Genomic DNA, 20,623 nt, shown 5'->3' with positions numbered 1-20,623 from the left:
ACCTAACTTAACAGAAGAGCCTGGTTAACCAGGTGATCATTCATAATTTCGACGCGTCCGTAAAAATTGACAGCTTCCCCGGTTCCGCTGCCCGAGGTATTTACACTCATTTTCAATACCGGGTAGGGAGTCGCACTCATGTCCAGGGAGATACTCACACTGGCAATCTGCAGGTAGTTACCGTTTAAACTGCTAGCCGTATGAACACTGATTTCTGAACTGACCGGTACCATGGCCCCATTTACGTTCTGGGCTACCGACAGATACCCTTCAACCCGGTACATGGCGATCCCGTTATTGGTGTTGTAGTCACCGAGGCTAACCGTTCCGTTGACGTAAAATGAGTAGTAACCGCCGTTTCCTGTCGTAGTATCGGTCTTGGCTGCGCTGGTAAACTGAGCAATAACGCCGGTTACCGTACCGTTACCCCCGGGCGTTACCCCGAGTCCTTTTTTTACGTTATAGGTTGAACGAATGGCCGGCCCCATTTTTTCAATCGGAGTAGCCACGTTAAATCGGGTGTTCTGGGTGTTTTTCAACAGGTTTCCCATGACTACCTTACCCATGTCCGTCCACTGGGGAACGTCGAACGTGACGTTGGAAAGGAACGCATTGGTCGGTGAATTACCCGAATTAATAACCGGGGTCGTCATCAGCCAGCGACCTGTACCCAACTCGGTTCCGGGGTTACCGAAACTGATTCCAATCCGGCCCCCCTGAATACCCCCATAGTTATCGATGGTTAATAAGGGTGAACTGGTGGATGTCACGTTGGCCGATACCAGGTTGATGTCCGGATTGACCAGTGTGTTCTGAATAGCCAGCAGGGTACTCGAGCCTTCCACGGTACCTTGAAGCTTTAAGCCGTAGGTCGGCTGACAAACCCGGACAGCTGCCTGGTAGGTGCCGTTCTGAGTATTGTTTAGCCGGGTCATGTAGCCGTGAAAATTGTAGCTGTTGACCCCGTTCAGTAACTGCGTCGGCGTCTGGTATTCCCAGCTATAAAGACTGTTCTGACCGCTCCAGTTGACGACTCCCATCGATCCGGAGTTGTTGTCCTGGATATACGTACCCGCGTTGGGAGAGGTGATGGTGTAGTTATAGCCGGTAGTAGCCTGAATCGTGTTGGTCGTCGTAAACAGAACCGGAGTGTTGGCCTGAATCGTAACGTTGTGCAGACAGAACTCTTCCGAACGGCAGTTGATCAGACCAATGAACCCAAGACCTCCGTTGATACTGACGAAGTCGCCGCCTTTAATAGAAACGTTACTAACCGAACAGTTCAACCCTCCTTTCTGATTACCGGCCGTCGCCTGACTGGTTGAGTCCTTGGAGAGGGCAAACTGAAGACCGACCAGGGCCGGATTGCTCAGCCCGTTGTAAATGGAAAGACTCAAATTAGCCAGGGTAGATTCCGATGAACCGGAGAAATCAACCGCAATGGTACCGGAGTTACCAATCAATACCGTGTTCTGGGTCCGACCCGTTGCCCCCGTCAGCGTCAGACCACTCCGGTTGGAACAGTTGATCGAACTGTTACAGAGGTAATTCCCTTCCGGGATAAACACCGTCTTTAGTTTGTAAACACCAATCTGGGCTACTGCGTAGTTGATGGCCGCGTTGATGGCCGGAGCATCATCGGTCGTTCCGTCTCCTTTGGCATTGAACCAGCGGACGTTGACAAAGCCGTCGACGATTCGTTTATAACGGAGCCCCGTACTGGTAACCAGGGTCATGGCTCCGTCATCGGCCGTGCTGGTATCCGCTGAATCATACCGGAATAAACCCCCGATGATCGAATCTCCCAGGCTGATTACCGACGGAGCCAGTCCGGCCGGAGCCGTCATGGCCCGGCAAGTGGCTACCGTCAGGGTTGCTGTATTAGCTCCGGTATTGTTTAACAGGTACCGCCCCGACCCTTTTCCCGTAGCGGCAACTACGTAGTAATTATCGGTTGTCAGGCTACTGCTGCTATTGTAGGTGTAACTCCGGCCATCAGCCAGTAACAGCTGGGTCTGGGTTCCGGTGTAGGCCGTCAGCTCGGTAACGGTAGCAAACGTCGGCTGGATAAGTACCAGACTGACGTCTCCTGTTCCTGAATCAATCCCCGTTGAGGTTTGGCTCAGCCCAGCACTACTTGTCAGCCGGGTTAGTAGGGCCGATCCGGGCTGGGTAACGTTCAGGTGCGTACGGGTAATGGTTCCGGGCCCGAGCTGGGTTCCGGTAAACTGGGTTTTAGCCATGAAAAAGGCAGGAATTACTTGAAGTAGGTAGCCACCAGACTGTCACCAGCCAGCGGAGCGAAGGTGAAGGTAACGTTGGCCCCGGAGATGGTGTAGTCCAGGGAACTGCCCTGGGCCATGAGCTGGCCGTTGAGAAAAATCATCTCCGTACCCGTCTGGGGAACCGACCCCAGGGCAAAGGCCGTGTTGGATCCGTTCGTAGTTCCTGTCAGGGTTTGCCGGACGACGTAGTTAGCCAGTAGCAGGGTACCTGTAGGCAGGTCAGCGGTGGTCAGTAAACCTCCGGAACTAACCCGACCATAGGAATCCGTGGTAACTTTGGTATAGGTACCGGCCGTCCCGGTTTGAACCAGATCCAGTACCGGAGTCGTACCACCCGTCGAGCTGATCCGGCCACTGGTACCGGTAACACTGGTTACCGGAGGAGTTCCCGAACTGGCTGCCATCAGCCGGCCATAGGTATCAACCGTCAGACTGGTGTTGGTATACGTTCCCGGACTGACGGCCGTAGTCGCCAGATCGATTCCCGATGCGGTCGTCGTGATCCGGGCTGAGCTGGCCGTCAGGACCGAGAGCGTATTACCCGATTTACTCAGTCCGTTACCCGCCTGAATCTGGCCGGCTCCTGACGTTTGTGTAAAGGTCAGACTGGTCGTACCGAGCGTAATCGGTCCGTTGGTCACCAGACTCCAGCCGGTATTGTCGTACTGGGTACCTTCCGAGATAAAGACGAAAGCTCCCGGCTGCATTTTAGCCGAGGTATCCTCGTTGGTAGCCCGGGTTAGCGGGGCTCCCGACCCGTTGAAGACGTAGAGTCCGTTCTGGGTTGCGTCGGTCTGAAAAGCCAGCAGGAGTACATCCCCCGGATTGGCCGTAACTCCGTCGAAGCTGCTGGTTGCCGGATTGCTGATCGATACGTTACCGGTAGCTGCCAGTCGGGCGGTTCCCTTGTTGGTACCCACCTGCAGGGCCAGGTCCACGTAGTTTTTAGTGGCGGGCTGCTGGGCGGCCGTCGGATCCGCCAGACCGGTGATCGTAAACCCCCCGGCTGACAGGTTCCCCGTCAGGGCAACCGAACCGTCCCGTTTGAGAAAACTCAGTCCCTCGGCCAGTTTAGCCGTTTGGATACCAGCTCCGACCAGAATATCGGAATCGTTGATTAAAAGTGGACCCAGTTGAGCCCGGGAAATCGAGGTACGGGGCATGAAAAAACGGTAGGCTAAATAAGATAGGCTGGTTAAACCAGCAGGGTGTACTCGGCAATCAGTTCGGAGTTTAGTTCGGGAGCGTCGATAAGCTGAAAGCCGGTAGTTCCCACTTCCGAAAAGTCGATACCCGGAAACAGCCGCTGACCGTTCAGGTAGACTTTAAGACTATCTGCTTTGAATGCCTTACTAGTACTAAAGGACTGGTTGTTCCCCGTGATTCCGTCAATGGTTCCGGCCAGGTAATCGACTTGCAGGCTTCCGTCCGTAATGACAATCGGAGCGGCTCCCGAGCAGTCGGGTACGATATACTGAACGGTAGAACCCGGCGGTTTACTGATCTGAACACCCAACCGGGTGTCGTTGTACCAGCTCTCGCTGAGTACCTGACCCGTTTGCTGACACAGAACCTGAATCTGTCGCAGGATATCCCCGGCCGTTACGGAAGGAGTACTGGTCAATCCTTTGTAGGAACGACTCAGGGTAGGATGCTGGCAGGGGCCGGGCGTCCAGATCAGGGGAGCCGATAATTGACCACCCGCCAAGTTGTAGTAGTAAGCCAGTCCCGTAGGAGCCCCCGTCAGCCGATCATAGGAAGCTACCCGGCTCATCGACTGACAGGACGCACAGATGGTTTCGGTTTTCCAGACCGGGGTGGTATCGATTAAAACCGGTGATTTCCCCCCGCAGCAGGGATCACCCGGACAGGGAGTATCGTGGAGGTACATACAGGGAAGGCCGAGATAAAGCAAGATACATCCGCTCTATCCCGGCCCCTCAGACCCTGACCCGTTTAGGGCAGTACTATAGCCCCGTAGTCGATTAACCAATTACACAATCTTTCGGAGAATTCCCCGATTTATCCGATCTTACCGTCAACTTCTGGCGGAGTGAGTTAGTAACTAGTAACCACACAAACAACTGACATAATGAAGACTCTGTTTTTTGCCACCCAGGGATTAGCGACCGATAATGCGTTTTCCACCCGGGATGGGTATCCGGTACGTTCATTACGGGTATTCACCAGTGAGCAGGCTTTACTAGATAACCAAGAAAAAATCTGGAACGACTCGGATCACCGGTCTAATTTGATACCCTGTTCCCATCAAACCGTAGCCAGCAACTACGGAGAAGGACTTGTTTTTGCCGATGGACACGTTGAATCCATTTCGGATTATCTGGATTGGATTCACGGGGAAGGGGATGAACCGTATGATGCCCGGTTGCCCAAACCTGAATTTGTGCTTCGGTTTAACGAATTTGCGTATTATACCCAACCCGTCGATCTGGTTAAGCTAGCTAAAACTGAAATCTGGGTAGGTAACCAATACTAACACTAATCTCCCAATGGCTACACCCATTGAACCGTTAGAGAATACTCCCATCAACCGGTTATTCCTGGCTATCAACCACTACATTAGTACCGGTGATCATATCGGGGAAGGAATGGCTGTACCCGAAGGCCCTCAAAAAGTTCGTCGGGGAGAACCGGACGCCCAGGATAAAATTCGAATCCTGGTTCCCTACAACATTACCAACGATACGGACCTGGATGATCTGGCTTGTTTTACCAGTCGGTTCAACGAATTAGCCAGTCAGTTCTCAACCCGGTTGGAACCCTTGCAAGGTAACGGTCAATTCGGATTAACCTCGTTTGTTATCCGCTACCAACAGGCTCATTTACTATCCAGTAAACTAATGGAAAAACCAGGTCCGGCTGGATGGGGTAGTAATAAAGCATTAATTGATCAATATCGTTTTCACTATTAACTAATTCAAAAAATGGCTGTACTACAAACCATCTTCGTTAAAGCTGCTAAGAGTACCAAACCTGACTGTGTAAAAAATGGGATTGGTTGTATTATGCTCAAAGGCTGGGCTGGCCCACTTGACGGTACCGAAGCTGGTGCTTTGGAAGTATCTGCCAAAATCATGGGTAACGTAACCGGTTTTAAGCAGGGAGATGTTGTTGCTGTCGAGCAGTATAGAAACGGTCAAATTACCGGTTCTTATTTGTTTGATGATCCCATGTTGGTATTAGCTAAAAAATAATTAGGTTAATGAAAAAGCTGAGGCAACCCGTATTAACCGAATTCGTGGATACCATAGACCGAGTAATAAAGGTCTGTGACTATCAGGAATACGAATACAAGGGATATACTATAAAACGGTTGGACTACCTTAGTCGAAGTGAGGAATCTACTCTTCAGTTTTACCCGACCCGTAAATGGATGTATTTTTTCGAAGGTATGTATCAACCCAAAGCTCAGGAACCTGGACAAACTAACGAGTTAAAACCACAGAAGATGAAATCAGGTGATTTCCGACTTGGTTATTGGGATGGTAAGGTTAAACAAATGGTAATTTTGGTTGACTTTGTTCCGGACTGTGGTGTGTTCCTATCAGACGAAGATCGTGGCCAAATGGCTGCTGAACTGAATTTACCTATGTACTGGCGAAAATATGAGTACAACGAAGCCGACTGGGATGTAGATTAATGAATAACAAGCCCCCGATGCTGTTACCAGGTCGGGGGCTTTTTTACTGGCTGTTCCGCCGACTCAGGTTCAGGTACTGCAGCTGGGCTTCGGGGTTCATCAACCGGTTCAGCTGAGCCAGGGGACCCAGCAAACTTTTTTCCACTTTGTGGTACAGCTTGCTTTCTCCCTTCTCATAACCTGCTCCATCCCGGCTGTAGGTATCGTTCCAGCTCATGTCCCAGCCATCCTCGGTATGTTCCACGCCCGTCAGCTGGGAAAGCAGGTTGACCGTACCATCGTAGGCCCGCAGTTGAGCCAGTGGAGACTTGACCAGCTGCCAGGCTTTGTCGTAAGACGAGAACAGGGTTTTACCCCCGGTACCCAGGTAAAACGGCAGGTACATTCCCAGGTCCCCTTCCATCCGCCGGGCAAAGGCTTCCATGTTCTGCAGGGCTACTCCGTTGGGATCATCGTCCTCATCCAGCCCGTGGATAAAGCCCGCCATCAGAATCATCAGGGAATACCACAACACGTCGAATCCTGTTTGCCGGGCCGCACTATTCCGGAGCTGGCTCTCATCTCCGTACAGGTAGTTACCCAGGCCCGGACTCAGCTTACCCAGTTGTCCCCCGACCAGTTGATCGACGGCGGACAGACTGGGCCGGAGCAGCATCCCGTTACCCAGAACGGCCGCTTTCCGAAACGCTCCTTTTTGATCCCCCAGTTCCGAGACGATCTGTTTCCAGTAAGCCCGCAGGTGTCCCTCGGTTTCATCCCCGGCTTCCCAGTCGAAACGGCTGTCCCCGAACCGGTAACGAATGGAGGAGTAGATGTACTTTTTGAACATCATCAGCATCTGACCCAGCCAATGCCGCTGGAGCATTGATTTGTCAAACTGGCTGTAGTGGCCATGAAGCTGCTTGTTGACCGAGTGAAGCTGCTGCTGGAACTTGCGGATTTCCTGGGGACTGGCCCGGATTTCTACTTTACCATTCGGTAGTTGCTCGATGGCTTCGTAGAAGGTCTTACCGGATTCTAGTTTAAAACCCCGGATCTGGGCAATCATCGATTTCATCTGAATCATGTGCTCGGCTCCCGACTGGGTCCAGAACAGAGCCCGGTTCATTAGTTTGTCAACCGTCTGAACCCGGCTGTAGCTGCCCGATTCATCCAGAATTTCTCCCTGAATGGCGTCGAGCTGGGAAGCTACCTGGGTCCACTTGCTTCGTTTCTCGGGATTGATCTCCGAGAGGTCCCGGATGAACTCCCCCTGACCCATGCTTAGCCAGTAGTCTTTCCCCGCCGACAGCCAATCTTCGGGTCGGTAGTATTTCCCTTTGACCGCTTCGGAGTAGTTCGATAAAAAGCCGACCCCGATGTTTCCCATCATCGAGGAAACGTTCCAGGCCAGGTTGGAAAAGGCGGTAAAACCCGACATCTTTTTGGCCAGTACCTGGGGATCGACGGGTTTGTTGAATAGGGTATATACCTGGCCGTAATCGGATTCCCCGTAGACGACGTCATCCAGAAAGCTGGTCAGCTTTTTGTTCAGCCGGCTGGCTACCTTACTCTGCTGGCGTTCCAGGAGTTCCCCGGCTTTTTTCTCCCAGACCGGTTTATCCAGGGCTTCCCGGGGATCCAGAGACAGGCTGGTATCTCCGGTAATCAGGGTTCTTAGGGCCTGAACCTGGGGATCGAGTCGAGTCAGCTCCCGGTAACTACTGGCCATCGACTGGTACATAAGGACCGATCGAAACAGATCGCCTTCCAGCTGTCCATCCGGAATAAAGCTGGTATAGCGAGCCCGGATCTGGTGAACCGGTGAATTATCCAGGTAAATTGGTTTTCGGCCTACCTGCTGATCTTCCGTCGCTTCCCCCGTCAGCCAGTGGTAGCTGTCGCGTACCCAGCTGAGTAGGGTGTGCTGTTTGATCCAGTCCCAGAGCCGTTCCCAGTGACCCTTGGGTCCTTCGGTTAAGGACTGAAGCCGTTCGACCTGGGGTAGTACCCCGTGAGCTAAAGCAGGAGTACCCAGCTGCCGATTGGCTCGCTCGTAACCATCCCAGAGTCCGTCGAAGTAAGTCTTCCGGACTGAATCACCGGTTTGCAGGTCAGCCCATTGCTGCTGGACCTGGATACCAAAGCTGCCCCGGTCGGTGCGGTACCGATCGGCCGGCCGGATCAGTTCCCCTTTGGCGTAGTAGAGCCGGGTAACGTTCGTAAGTGAACCGGGCTGATAGATATTCACCCAGCTCCAGCGGGATTCAGGTTTACCGGTCGTTTTGTTGATTACCAGCTTCCGTACGTACAGGTAGTGTTCGGTATCCGATACCCGGTAGCCGACAAAGTTATTCAGCCAGGATTCATTCTTTTTGCCCGTTAGCTTACCCTGTAGTTCGGGATCCGTCAGCCGGTACTCCTGACTGTTCTGTTGCAGGTCCGAGTTGATACTGGTTTGTTCATCCCGGTTAGGCTTGCCCGTTTGATCCAGCAGGTTCCACCGGGTAAACAGGCTGGCTTTACTCATCTGATCCAGGGGCTGCTGGTGCAGACTGAAAAACGTTTGGATCAGACCCGAACGGAGTTTACCCCGGACGTAGTTCTGATCCGTTGGTCCCGTCGGATTGGTCCGGAGTTGCCAGCTACCCATCGATCGGTCGTAGCTGAAGAGCTTACTTAGCAGCGGACCCAGGTATTCGTCTTGGGAGCTGGTCTGAAGCAGGGCCTTCAGGTCCGATACATCCAGGTAACCGTCCTGAACCGTAACCAGACTCATCAGCTCATCGAGTTTACCCGGTAGCTGACCGAAGAATTCTTTCTGGTGGGCCTGTTGCAGGGCCGTGTTGTACTCGGTCAGAAAGGCCCGTTTGGTATACCCTTTGATTCGTTTGGTTTGTCCGAAGACGGAAACGGTCAGTACCGGTCCATCCCAGTCTTCACCGGCTTCCCCAGAGTCAGGGCCTTCCAGGGGCAGGATGGTATCATGGGTCATCGCCCGGTGGTAGGCTTCGATCTGGGCCGGCGACATGGTTTTTTCCAGCCCCAGTGGTTCCCGAACCGAAAGAAGCCTACTCAAATTCAGCCGGCTTTCCTCGGCCGAGCGGTACAGGGCATCCGAGGTCAGACTGGCGACAATAGCCGTCACGGGATCGGATGACTGAATGGGAGCATCCAGCCCATACTGAAAGATACCTTCGTCCTCTTTTGCCGTCTTTAGCAAACTCTTCAGCTGATCCCGGTCGAGCTTGTCCGGGCCGGTGTAGCGTTGCTGCTTGGCCTGGATATGTGGCCAGAGCCAGCTGGTCACCAGTTCGTAGTGGTGCTCGACCAGGCTTTGCTTGAGTCGAACGGCTTTAGACAGGGCTTCGTCCAGAACCGATTCCACGGTCTTGCCCGGATAGCTTTTCAACACCTGCTCCAGGTAGTCTTCTACGGTCCGGTGGATAGTAAGCCCCGGCTGGTCAGAATGGGTAACGGACAGTACCCGGAACAGCTCGGCCCGTAGAGCTCCTTCGGTAAACTGTTCGGAACGTAAGACGTCCAGTACCGATTCGGTATTACCCGGACTCACGCCGAGTTGGCCCAGAATATCCCGGGTTTCAGATTGTAAACGTTCACCCCGGTCGTAAACGGGCTGGGTAGCAGAGACGTAGCCGAGCTCCTGAAGCTGCTGTTTGAAGCGGCCCAGCTCGTCGAACAGGTACAGGTAGTGTTTCTGCTTGGCTAGTTGCCGGGCAACCCAGTTGATTCTGGTATCCCGTTCGGCTGGCGTGAGTAGTTGTCCGGTCTTTCGGTTGATACCCGTCTGCAGCTCCCGCTGGGTGGAGCGGACCGAGTCTTCGTCGAGAAAAAACGTGTTGTAAAGCCCGTCCAGCCAACCCGAAGCCTGGACGATAAAATCGGAGACGGCTTCGATCTGGGCCAGACTATCCGGATTCTCCAAGGCTTGTAGCTGCTCCCGAAGTTGCTGGATAGTCACCTGCTGGCCAGGCCGTTCGACCGATCCTCCTTCCAGCAGATCCAGGTAATTCCGGAGCTTTTTGGTCACCTGCTCGGCCGTCTTTTGAAACAGCTCGTGGTGGGCTTCGGTCACAAACCGGAGATCGCCCGACCCGTCGGGATCCTGGATGGGATCCAGTACAAAATCCTTGAGACCCCGGGCCAGATCAGCCTGAACTACAGTCTCCGCTGGATTCCCACCGATCCCCGTCAGGGTCGATTCTTCGGGGCTGGTCAGTTCTCCAATCTGGTCCCGGTAGCTGGGGTTCAGCAGGGGCCGAACGTCAACGCCCACAACCGAAATGGGTCGGTAGGTCAGTTCACCGTCTCCCGGATCGTAGGCTTCCTGAATGGTCTCGATTCGCACCACAGGTTCGGGGTACTGGCTGTTGATCGAGTCCAGCAAAGCTTCCTGCTCAGTCCGGGCGGCAGAACCCGGGGAGTTGAGCCGGAGATAGCCACCTTTCAGGATAAACGTAGAGCCGTCGGCCGACTGATGGGCCCGCAGCTGCTGACCGATCTGAAAGTGTAGGTCTTCCAGCCGAGTTTTCTCGGAAGACGGAACGGAGAGTTTCTGGATGTAGGGAAGGGTACAGGCCATCAGGCGGTGGGTTTGGCGCAGGGTTGGTCGAGCCGTAAATCAGTATCGGTCTGCTCATCCAGGGATTCTCCCGGGGTACCGATGTCAAATAGGGAAGGTTTAACGGTAATGGGCTGGGAAACGGATTCAGCTTTGGGGGTCAGTACGTAATCGATGCCAGTAGCCCGGGACAAGGCTACGTACCGAATCCGGTTTACTTCTTTGGGATTGGCTAGCCGTCTCCGGTCGTTATTACCGTCAATGTCTTCCAGGTTAATCAGCGTGTTGACGTAGGTTTTTCCCTGAGCTTTATGGGCTGTAATCGCATAGCCATAATCGTAGGTCTTGTCCACGATATTACCCCGGCTAAGAATCTGTTCAATCTGGTCCGGGCTTTGTCCAGCAGTCTGGAGAATCAACACCAGCTGCTTCTGGGGGTAGAACTGGTTCTGGTACTGAATGATTGGCTGGTTAAAGTTAATCATTTCCAGACTTTGTCGAACGCCTTCCAGCTCCTGAATCAGGCCGAATAAACTCCGGTTTTTGGTTCGGTTGTACTCCGACCAGGTAGCGTTGATCTTTGTTCGTACGGCTCCTACCAGATTCAGATGCTCCCGGATGTAATCGATATCGGACTCGTTCTTGACGTCCAGCAGATAACTAGTCTGCCGGGGTGATTCGTCGAATTCAGCCTTGATCGAGTTAACTTCTTCGAGTTCTACCTTGTAGCCAATGGGCGGATTAGCCCGTAGCTGCTGAACCTGCCGGGGAAATTCATCGGTTAGTAACTGGAGCTGCCGTTGACCCGTAGCCGTACTGCTGTTGAGTAGTTCGTCCAGCTGGATCGGATGATTCTCAGTGATAGAGCGGACCTCATACTCCTGTCCGTTGATAATATCGGTATTGGCGTAGCCCATCACGACATCCCCAATTTCCAGAAATTTCGGCAGGTCTCCGAACCGGTACCGACGGACTAGCTGGTTAAACCGCTGTACGGCCTGGTTGGTGTAGGAAATAACCTTGGTAAAATCTTTGTTGGCTGCGTAACCGTCCGAGGTAAACTGATCCCGTACCTGTTCCATAAAGGCAGCGGAAGACCCGGTATATACAATCCCTTCCCCGTTATGGATGGCTGATTTGTAATCCAGCGGATCCGTCGGTTGATCAATCTTCTCCCGGATCCGGGTCAGCGTTCGAATGACCGGATTCTGCATCGACTGCCTGAATACCTGCGTCAGCCGATGAAGGTTATTCCGGTACAGACTAAAAACAACACTTTCTTTTCCATTCACCGGAGGTATCTGGTTCGGATCCCCGATGTACAGAATTTTCAGGTTCGGTAGTTCGTCCTGTAAACCCTGAAGCCCTTCCAACATACTAACCGTTGCTCCCTTTTCCCGAACATTGGAAATCATGGACGCTTCGTCGATAATCAGCAACCGGATATCCAGCAGTTTTTCCTTGGTGGTCTTGCTGATAGAAAACTGAAGTTCCCCGTTCTGATTGACCCGACGAACGGCTCCCAGCAGGGATTGAACTGTTTTTACGTTGTTTTTGTAAAAACGGGCCGTATTCATCGGATTTCGGTTTCGATGCCTTACTCCCCGAACGGACCGGAACAAGGTCTTCAGAGCCGTGTGCGTAGGAGCTGACAGCATAATCTGTTCAGGGTAAACTCGGCCGGATTCCAGTAGCTGCTGCAGGGCTACTTTTACCGACGTTGTTTTACCAGTACCCGCCGACCCTTCCAGTACCAGTACCGACTCGGCATCCCGGGGATTAAACGAATCAGTCAGCACAAATGACTGGAGCTTATCCACAAACTGCTTCTGCTCGGTTCCCAGCTGCTCGTAGCTCAGCGGCTTCTCAACCCCAAACTTCGTAGTGGTTTCTGCCCGCTTACCCTTTTCGGTCGTTTCCGGTAAAACAGAAATGACCAATTCTTTGTTGGTAACGACAGGTTTTTCGACAATAGTTATCGGTGACTGACTTACACCCGTTACTAGAGCAGGTAGCATTGGATTCCCCGCTAATCCATAGTAGTTAGCCGTAGCCGAACCGGGCTTAACCTGACTACTCAAGGCATCCCGTTTGGTCTTGGCTGCCGGGCTGTAGTGGGCCGGTAAGCCGGTAGCCCCCGAGATTCCTTTGGCTCCCGATGGAATGACTTCGACGTAGCGGGCTTTACTTCCGGATACTTCCGGACTGGCTTCGATTTGTGACAGGGGAATCACCTTTCCATCGGTACCGATAACACTCACCAGCTCGTAGGTTTTAGCCTGTTTGTAGCTGGGTAGTTCCTCGCCGTACTCACCCGTACCCCCGTTCATCCATTCTTCAACCCGAATAAAGCGGGGGAAATCAACCGATCCGGTTTTGGGTGAATACCCCAGACCCATACTGGGATACAGCTCCTGGGATTTATCAGCGGGAATCCGGGTGCTATCTAGTACCAGGTCGGTAGTCAGGGCTTGTTTACTCACTTGCTCGTCGGCCGTCTGGTACTGCCAGAATCCGGATTGTTTAACCAGACTGGCTAATGAGTTTTTACCAGTTGGTCTGCGTAAGGGCTTAACATACGTCTGGTAGTTCACGTCCCGACCCAGACTGGTCAGTAGGTCAGCGGACCACTGATTTACCGTATTTCCGGATACGTCCGGATTAGCCTGGATTTGATCGAGTTGCTGGCTGAGCTGGGCAAAGACGGCCGGGGGAAACAGCCGGCTGATGCTGTTGACCGTAAACTGAAACCCTTCCTTGACCAGGTGGTAATTCACCAGCCGGGTAGCCATCAGTTGTCCAACCGTTTGTCCGTCGATCACTGGCTGGTTCGGCCGGGTGTAGAGATCCTGGAACGCATCCAGCAGATTCTCCTGCTGGGATGGACTGAGCTTGAGAGCTCCGCCGAGTCGGAGGGTACTGGTTCCATCAGTACCCGTTACCGGCTGAAGCAGCTCGAAGATCGGGTTATCGGCAAAGATACTTTTTTCCAGGATCAGTCCGTTCTCATCTTTTCGGACAAACGCGTAATCCCGCTGAAAGGCCTGAAGTTGCCGGGTGATTCGTTCGTCCCCGCCGTCCTGGTATACACTGGCCGGATCCAGCTGGAAGCCCTGCTGCTGGTAGAGTTTGGTTAACAAAAAGGTTTCCACCGCCCGGGCCAGAATCTCCTGATCGGCCGCCGAGACCATGTTTAGCTGATTACTGACCTGTTGCTGGAGTCCGGTAAACAGGGGGTGCCGGCGGAGAATCACCTGCTGTTGCAGGGCCTGGGAGCGGGGGACGATCTGGTTGATCAGGTTCAAATACTGGGCGGCCAGTCTGGGTTTGGCTTCCAGCTTGGCTTTGATATCGATCGGAGCGGCTTCGGGTTCTACGGCTCCAAACCCCAGTCGTTCACCGGCTTTGACCAGCTGATCGAAGGCGGGCAGCTCCCGACCAAACCCTTTTTTGAGCTTGATGAACCGGACGAAGTTACTGGCGTACTCGTTCAATTCGACCAGGTTCTGAAAATCGGTCAGCAGTTGTCCATCAATTGAGGACCGTTGATACGTTCCGGTTTTGCGGTAACCAGCCAACTGGTTCCGCAGGGCTTCGACGGTGTAGCTTCCGGATAGGTCCAGTTTGTCGGTATCCGATAAGCCCAGCGCCTGCCGGACCAGTTTATCCTTGCTGGCAAACCGAAGTCCTTCTTCTTCCTTGCTGATAACCCCAATACCTCGTTTGACCCGGCGGGCCTGTTCGGTCAGGGCCACGTAGCGTTGAATCACCGGCTGGTTGACCAGTGTCAGTCCGTCGAGCAGACTGTAGCCAATCCCCGTCAGGTGGAGTACCACAGCCTGGGTATCGCTGTTGAGCTGGTAGTAGGCGTTCAGGGCTTCCTTGGCTTCGTCGGTATCGGCCGTAATGATCGTCGAGTTGATATCAAAGCTCCGAACTGCCTCGCCGTTTTTCCCCACCGTCTGGGCCCGGTAGATCCCGTCATGGGAACGGTTGTCGTCCAGTTTAGGCAGGTAGTCGGGATGGACTTGAAAGCCCAGCCGGACGGCATTGATTAGAAACAAGTTGGTATTCACCCCGATACCGATCAGGGCTTTACCCACTCCGTTTTTCTGATGAACCCTGCTGTGGGTCAGCTGCCAGTGGGTCGAAATCGGAGCCACCGATTCACCAAACAGCCGGGTGCCGTCCTGGGTTTCTCCCTTCAGCTCGTTCAGTTTATCCAGAGCCGCCGGCTGGTTGTACTGACCACCCGTCGGATTACTGTCATTGATGGTCGTATCGTTGGCCAGGAGTCCCTGTTGGAGCGAGAGCATCCGGTTCTGGATGATCCCCACGTGCAGGGCTTCCTGTTCCGCCCTGGGCAGACTGGTATAGGTGTTCTGACTGGCCGGCAGGCCGAACTGAGAGAGGACTTCTGACAGGGCCTGCTGGTACTGGCTGTCCAGCCCGGCTTTCAAACCAGCTAGATCGCCGGCAAAGTATAGCTGGAGACTGGCGGCCGTCCAGTCCGACAACTGTTCGTCATCCAGTAACTGTTCCGATTGATCGGCCTGCAGAGCCCGGACTACTACAGCTAAATCCTGATAAGTCGGATCCTGGAGTTTCTGACGAAGCTCCCGTTTGATGGCCGGGTAATGATCCAGCAGGTAATGGACGTAACTTTCCCACCGGGCTTCGTCGGTTTGCTCCGATCCGTAAGCTACGAACTGATTCCGGTTGTTCCGATCTTTCTTCCAGTATCCATCAAAGCGGGTCAAATAGAGTTTGTCGATGTCAAAATCGGAACCCGACAGCTCGACGACTTCCTTGGGCAGAATCACACTGGAACCCATGAAAACCGGCAGCGTATCCACCCACTCCACATTCATGGCCGAGTGCTTGTCCTGGGAAGGAATCCGGACCCCAAAGCTATACCGCAGGTCCGGCGTCAGCTCCCGAATCTGATCGTCGTGTACCGGCATCAGGGCTTCGGAGAAATACCCCGTCTGCCGGTACACATTGGAGCCGGGAGCGGTTTCTTCCAGCCGGGGTTTAAGGTGCCGAAGACTGTCCAGTACGTAGACCGAGTCCTGATCACCCAGTAGCGTAGTAGCCTGACTAAACCAGCTGGAGTTGGTATTCCCTTTTGAATCGGTGTAACCAGTTGGCTCGATCCGCCTTTTACCGTCGAACTCGTGCTTGTAGCGGAATGGGGCCAAACTACCCGAGAGACCCTGCCCAAGGGCCAGCTGGTATTCCCGGGAGCCGTCCCGGATAACGTCCCAGGTGATATTGGTCGAACCGTCGTCGAGCTTGACCCGGCGGAGCTTTTTAATGACCTGGTGACCAAACGAAGACACGTGGGCCAGTGAATCCCCCGCCCGTTTGTGGGATAGTACTCCTTTGGAGAAATGGGAAAAGAACTGGCTGATGAACTGATCCCTGGTCAGGGGCAGGTTCAGATTCAGGTTATGCTGGGGATCGAACAGATCAACTGTCTGTTTGTCTTTACCCGAGCGAATAACCGCTTCGAAGGCCTGCTGACGGAACCGGTGGAGCGTCAGATTACCCGATTCGTCCTGGAAGACTTTCTCTGCCAGCTGGTAGTTGGTCGAATCCCGCTGCTGAAGGTAGCTTTGCCAGAGGGTTTCGATCTGGTTCTTGCCGATAAATTCCTGTTCGAACCAGACCCTAGCATCGTCTCCCAACTCGTTGGCAATGATCTCCAGCATCTGGGTCGGATCGACAATCTTGGTTTTACCCGAAGGGTTTTCCGTCTGCAGCCCGTAAAAGCTGAAATCCAGCTGGTGAATGCTCCGGTCATCGACCTGCCCCCAGTCGGGCTGACCAGCGTCAGTTCTCGTTTCGTGAACATTCACGTTCAGGGTTTTACTGGCCGAGAGGGGTGTTACCAGATCGATACGGTGTTCATAACCCCGAAACTGCCAGTTGTCCCCGACCCGCTCAAAGCCGTCCATTTTCAACCGAAGCTCGTTCAGACTCCGGCGGCCGGGCTTGGGGACCCACTGCCGGTAGACCCGCTGACCAGATTTGTCGTCGATATAGGAGCTTACTTCGGGAGATCCGGGATTCAGCCGGGTCCGGTTGTAGCTGTCCAGACTGGCCCACTGATCAAACTGTTCTTTGGTGATCGGGTAGGGATCGGCCGTAAGTTCTTTGGAGAGAATCGTCTCCGAGAGCTTTTTGTACTGCTGCCCGTCGGCTCCCACGGTCTTCTCCGAGTTGTACATAATCCCTGATTCCCGCAACCGGGCCAGCAGTTTGCCCCGGACAGGTTTGCCTTCCTGTATGGCGTCGAGCACTTCGACCTGCAGACTGTCCAGCCGGCCCGCTCCGTAGAGGTGTTTTCGACGGGCCTGAACACTCTGGTAGCCCTGAGCATCGGCCAGATCGATCGAGCCCCCGGAGACGTCACTGACAGCCGTCGGTTCTCCGATGGTCAAAGCTTTCAGATACGTAGCCGGTTCATCAATTCCCTGGGCCGGGGAGCTGAAGGGTATTTTAAAGTTAATGATAGCCGCGTTGAGCCCCTTGAGTCGTTTGAAGACGTCTACCCCGTCGTTTTTGTAGAGCAGAGCCGCATCCCCGTAGGCCAGCTGCCCCATGGCGATGTTATTCAGCAGGTCCGATACCAGCTTGTTTTCCACCCGGGCTTTGCTCAGCCGGAGATTCAGCAGGGTCGTGGGACCTGAAAGATCGGCTTTCCAGAGTCCTTCCTGGGCAAAACGGTCCAGGTGCTCGTCCAGGTTAGCCCGGATCTGCTGCTTGATCGGAGCCAGTAGTTTCTGGCGGGGAAAGTCATAACCAGCCAGGGCCGATAGTATCAGGTTACCGGCTTCGGTATCACCCGGCTGGGGTAGTGTTTGCCAGTTACCGGGGAGTAAGCCCCGGAGTCCGTCGGTGAACTGCAGCCCCCGAAAATCTTTACCGGCGCTCGGTACGTGAACCGTCACCGATAAGCGGGTCGGATCCTTGACCACCACGGGTTTCAGGGATTTCCCGGTGTGGTAGTTCTGGGCCTTTTCAAGTTCAGCTGAATACCTAGGCTTCCCGTTCTCGTCCGGGTTTATTTCTTTGTAGGTTTGCTGAATTCGTTCGTATTCTTTCTGGATCTCGTCCAGTAGCAGATTGGCTCCCTTATCGGTCAGCTGATCGTTTTCGATAAGACCCGTAAGTAACGGAAGATTCATGTACTCCCCCGTCTTACTGGTTTCCCGGTTGCCCAGGAACACCGGGCTGATGGTCAGACTGCCCACCGTGGTCGAACGAGACACCAGGCTGTTGAGGTTGAACTGGTCGAACTCCCGGGGGGACATCCCTCCGTAGGTAACCCCTTCCCCGGCCTGGGCATCGGGTCTTGAACGGGCGTTGTCCGGGGTTCCTTCCAGCTGGGTCTGGGTCGTACCGTCCACGGTAAAGGCCGTGAGTTTACCCTGCTGGGCCCGTACGGCCGGATCGGTCAGGATGGCTTTGAGCAGCCGGTTTTTCTGCAAAGCCCAGCTATCGAGCTGAAGGTAAACCGGATTACCGGACGGATCATCCCGGAGCCGGGTCCGGTTACCGGTCCGGTACAGGTCTTCCAGTTTAGTCAAACCGGTCTGCCCAAACCAGTTGAAAAATTCCAGGCTGTAGGTTTTCTGCTGGTAGCTGTAGATGGTTTTGCCTTCTGCGTTCTGGTAGGAGCTGTCCACGGCCGACTCGTCGAAACGGGCGGCTCCCTCGGCCAGTTTCTGCAGCCGTGTCCGCATCCCGGCTTCGAGTCCTTTGGAGCCGGTTGCCTGGTAGGGAGACACGGCTGGGTTCTGGACGTATTTATCCAGTAAACCCAGATCATCCGGGGTCAACAACAAACTATCCGGTATCGGGTATAAATCCTTTAACCGGGCTGAACGAGTCTGGTTAATGCCGGGTAATGCAGGATACCGTTGTTCGGCAAACCATTGAAGCCGGTAGTATAGATAAGCCGACGGTACCTGAATGCCGAACCGGTTTAAAAAGCGAAGCTGTTTATCAACTTCCCGATCAAATACGGATTCGATGTAAGCCGTTTGTTCGGGTAAAGCTAGGGCTTCCAGCTGAACCAGCGGAAAATCCTTTGTTTCCAAGGTTACTCGACTGTTGACAACATCCGGTCCAGTGGGTAGCTGATCTGGTGTTTCAGTAGTCCGTCGGTTCCAGTTACTCTCCCAGCGGGCCAGGAGCTGTTTGCTGGCCCGTTCCACGTTGGCTTCACTGATTACCGAGAGTCCGTTGGATGGATCTACCCGCATATTCAGCATGTCCCGTTTCCAGAGATCGAATCCTTTTAGAATTCGGATCAGTACGTTTTTACCGGCCGAAGACAGATAACTATCCAGCGTATCCGTCCGGATAGCCGCCAGCAGTTCTTCTCGTAACACCCGAGGACTGGTTTCCTGCAAACGGGTAAAGGCCTGCTGGGTAATAGCGGAACGATCCCTGGCCGTCAACCGGGCATCCGCTATTTGTAAAGCCCGATCCAGCTGCTGGGGTGTTCGGATACCATCCGTCAGCGTGAAGCGTTCCTGGATGGCTTGCAGGGCCGGGGTAGCCTGGTAGCGAACCGGGGCCATATCCCGAAGGAGCTGATCGGTCACGGCCCGGGTAGCCGGGTTACCGTCGAACTGGGTCAGGACCAGCAGTTTTTCCAATCGGTCGTTGACCCCGGTAGTATTTGATAAACTCCGGGCCAGACCGGTATACACCTGCTGGGGATCGACTACATCCAGGATCGGAAGTTCGATGACTCCATTGCCCGTATCTACCGTATGAACCTGGGGAAGGCCGTTACTATCCAGGCGGGGAATACCCGTCCGGGCAATGAACTGCTTGACCCAGGTAGACAGCCCGGCAAACCCGCCGATCTCGTTGGCTTCCTTGTCGTAGCCGGCAAACTCGTTTATGCCGCCCCCAATCTCGTCTTCTTCCGATTCATCCAGCAGGGTCGATACGCTCCGCAGCTCACCCAGGTAAGCTTCCAGATCCGCTTTGATCAACTGGTACTCTGGGTTGACTTCTTTCTGCTTTGATACCTTATCAAAATAGGTAGGTTTTAAAACCAGTGACACTTGTTTTCCACCAGGTGTCCTTCCATACTGGCTGCTCATTAATTCCAGGGCTTTCTCGATTCGTTCGGGTTCGGATAGGTAACTGAATAAATCGTGATCCCCTAACTGGAGCACCAGGGCTCCCAGATTTCGCAGCAGCTGGGTGGATTCCCGAACCGATACGGTCTGTCCGTTACCCAGTCGGATGAGCCGGGTCGTGGGGACGGTATTAAGGTTTCCCGCTTCGGTTACCTTAGCCGTCTGGTAGACACCTGAGCGAAGACGGGAAAAGAACAGATCGGCTTTAAGCCGGTTTTTGTCGTATAACCCCATAACGGCTTTCAACCGGGTAAACAGCCGGCTGATTAGACCACTGATCCGGCTGGCCGATTTAGCTCCAAGGTACGGAGCCAATCGTTTCGTCCAGTCAGCTTCCCAGGCTGCCTGTTTACCGTAGGTGTTCCAGCGGACAAACTCAGTAGCCAGTTTCTCCTCGTAGAGCCGGTTTAGTCCCGCTTCCTTCGAGAGATTTTCGTAGGTCTGGGGAGCCGATTGGAGCATGGTCTGGTAGTAGCCGTTCAGACTGGTATGACCCAGTACTTTCAGATCCGCTTGTAGCAGCTGTTTACCCGTGTCCAGCAGGTCCTGTTGTTCAGTACCTGGAATTACTCGTTGAAAGACGGCGTGAAAGGCTTCTTCCGAAAGGGCTCCCCGGCTGATACTGTCTCCGAAATAAAACGTATCCCGCCAGAAAGCCGCTTCAGTACCCTGGGGCAGTTCGACTCCGATGTTTGCCAGGTTGTCCGTGTTGAACTGATCCAGACTGACCATCGACTGCAGGTAATCCATAGCTCCCTGAGTAGGCAGGACGTCCGCCTGGGTCCGGTTCTGATACGCCGTGAAGTCCGGCAACCAGTACTGGTGCTGGGTGTAGATCCGGTACGTTTCCCGCATACCGTACTGGTTGATAAACTGCTTGACGGTTGGGTCCTGGGGATTCAGACAAAGAGGCTGGTAGGGCATAATGAGCAAAGGTAACCGAACTGCT

9 protein-coding genes are annotated in these 20,623 nt (G+C 53.9%); 4 read left to right on the top strand and 5 right to left on the bottom strand.

Annotation, left to right across the window (positions count from 1 at the left end; genetic code table 11):
• Positions 1-2 precede the first annotated feature (2 nt).
• The 3 genes from CLV58_RS12765 to CLV58_RS12755 are packed head-to-tail and all read right to left on the bottom strand — an operon-like array spanning position 3 to position 4,176.
• Entirely contained in the window at positions 3-2,243 is a 2,241-nt protein-coding gene (locus CLV58_RS12765; RefSeq protein ID WP_106138207.1) for a glycosyl hydrolase family 28-related protein, read from the bottom strand.
• A 14-nt stretch (positions 2,244-2,257) separates the two neighbouring features.
• Complete coding sequence (locus CLV58_RS12760; RefSeq protein ID WP_106138206.1) at positions 2,258-3,448, bottom strand: hypothetical protein; 1,191 nt, start codon at positions 3,446-3,448, stop codon at positions 2,258-2,260.
• A 32-nt stretch (positions 3,449-3,480) separates the two neighbouring features.
• The gene (locus CLV58_RS12755; protein WP_146141430.1) at positions 3,481-4,176 is read right to left on the bottom strand and encodes a hypothetical protein; all 696 of its coding nucleotides are present in this window, start codon (positions 4,174-4,176) and stop codon (positions 3,481-3,483) included.
• Between the two features lie 201 nt (positions 4,177-4,377).
• Here CLV58_RS12755 and CLV58_RS12750 point away from each other — a divergent pair, with 201 nt between their 5' ends.
• From CLV58_RS12750 to CLV58_RS12735, 4 genes are read left to right on the top strand one after another with little or no spacing between them, the layout of a single operon-like run.
• Complete coding sequence (locus CLV58_RS12750) at positions 4,378-4,782, top strand: hypothetical protein (protein WP_106138204.1); 405 nt, start codon at positions 4,378-4,380, stop codon at positions 4,780-4,782.
• Positions 4,783-4,795: 13 nt separating this feature from the next.
• A complete protein-coding gene (locus CLV58_RS12745) occupies positions 4,796-5,218 on the top strand; it encodes a hypothetical protein (RefSeq protein WP_106138203.1) in 423 nt (140 codons plus the stop codon).
• Between the two features lie 12 nt (positions 5,219-5,230).
• Positions 5,231-5,500 carry a hypothetical protein gene (locus CLV58_RS12740; protein WP_106138202.1) on the top strand — a complete coding sequence of 90 codons (270 nt, stop codon included), beginning with the start codon at positions 5,231-5,233 and terminating at the stop codon, positions 5,498-5,500.
• Between the two features lie 44 nt (positions 5,501-5,544).
• A complete protein-coding gene (locus tag CLV58_RS12735; RefSeq protein ID WP_146141429.1) occupies positions 5,545-5,946 on the top strand; it encodes a hypothetical protein in 402 nt (133 codons plus the stop codon).
• Between the two features lie 43 nt (positions 5,947-5,989).
• Here the strand turns inward: CLV58_RS12735 and CLV58_RS12730 are convergent, their stop codons facing one another.
• Both CLV58_RS12730 and CLV58_RS12725 read right to left on the bottom strand, forming a co-directional pair.
• Entirely contained in the window at positions 5,990-10,528 is a 4,539-nt protein-coding gene (locus tag CLV58_RS12730) for a hypothetical protein (protein WP_106138200.1), read from the bottom strand.
• Positions 10,528-20,598, bottom strand: coding sequence for an AAA family ATPase (locus CLV58_RS12725; protein WP_106138199.1), 10,071 nt, complete (start codon positions 20,596-20,598; stop codon positions 10,528-10,530). Before CLV58_RS12725 ends, CLV58_RS12730 begins: the two co-directional genes overlap by 1 nt.
• Positions 20,599-20,623 lie beyond the last annotated feature (25 nt).

It is taken from the genome of Spirosoma oryzae (assembly GCF_003002825.1).
GTDB lineage: Bacteria > Bacteroidota > Bacteroidia > Cytophagales > Spirosomataceae > Spirosoma > Spirosoma oryzae.
The sequence above is the reverse complement of the archived record's forward strand: the minus strand, read 5'-3'. Positions and strand labels throughout refer to the sequence as shown.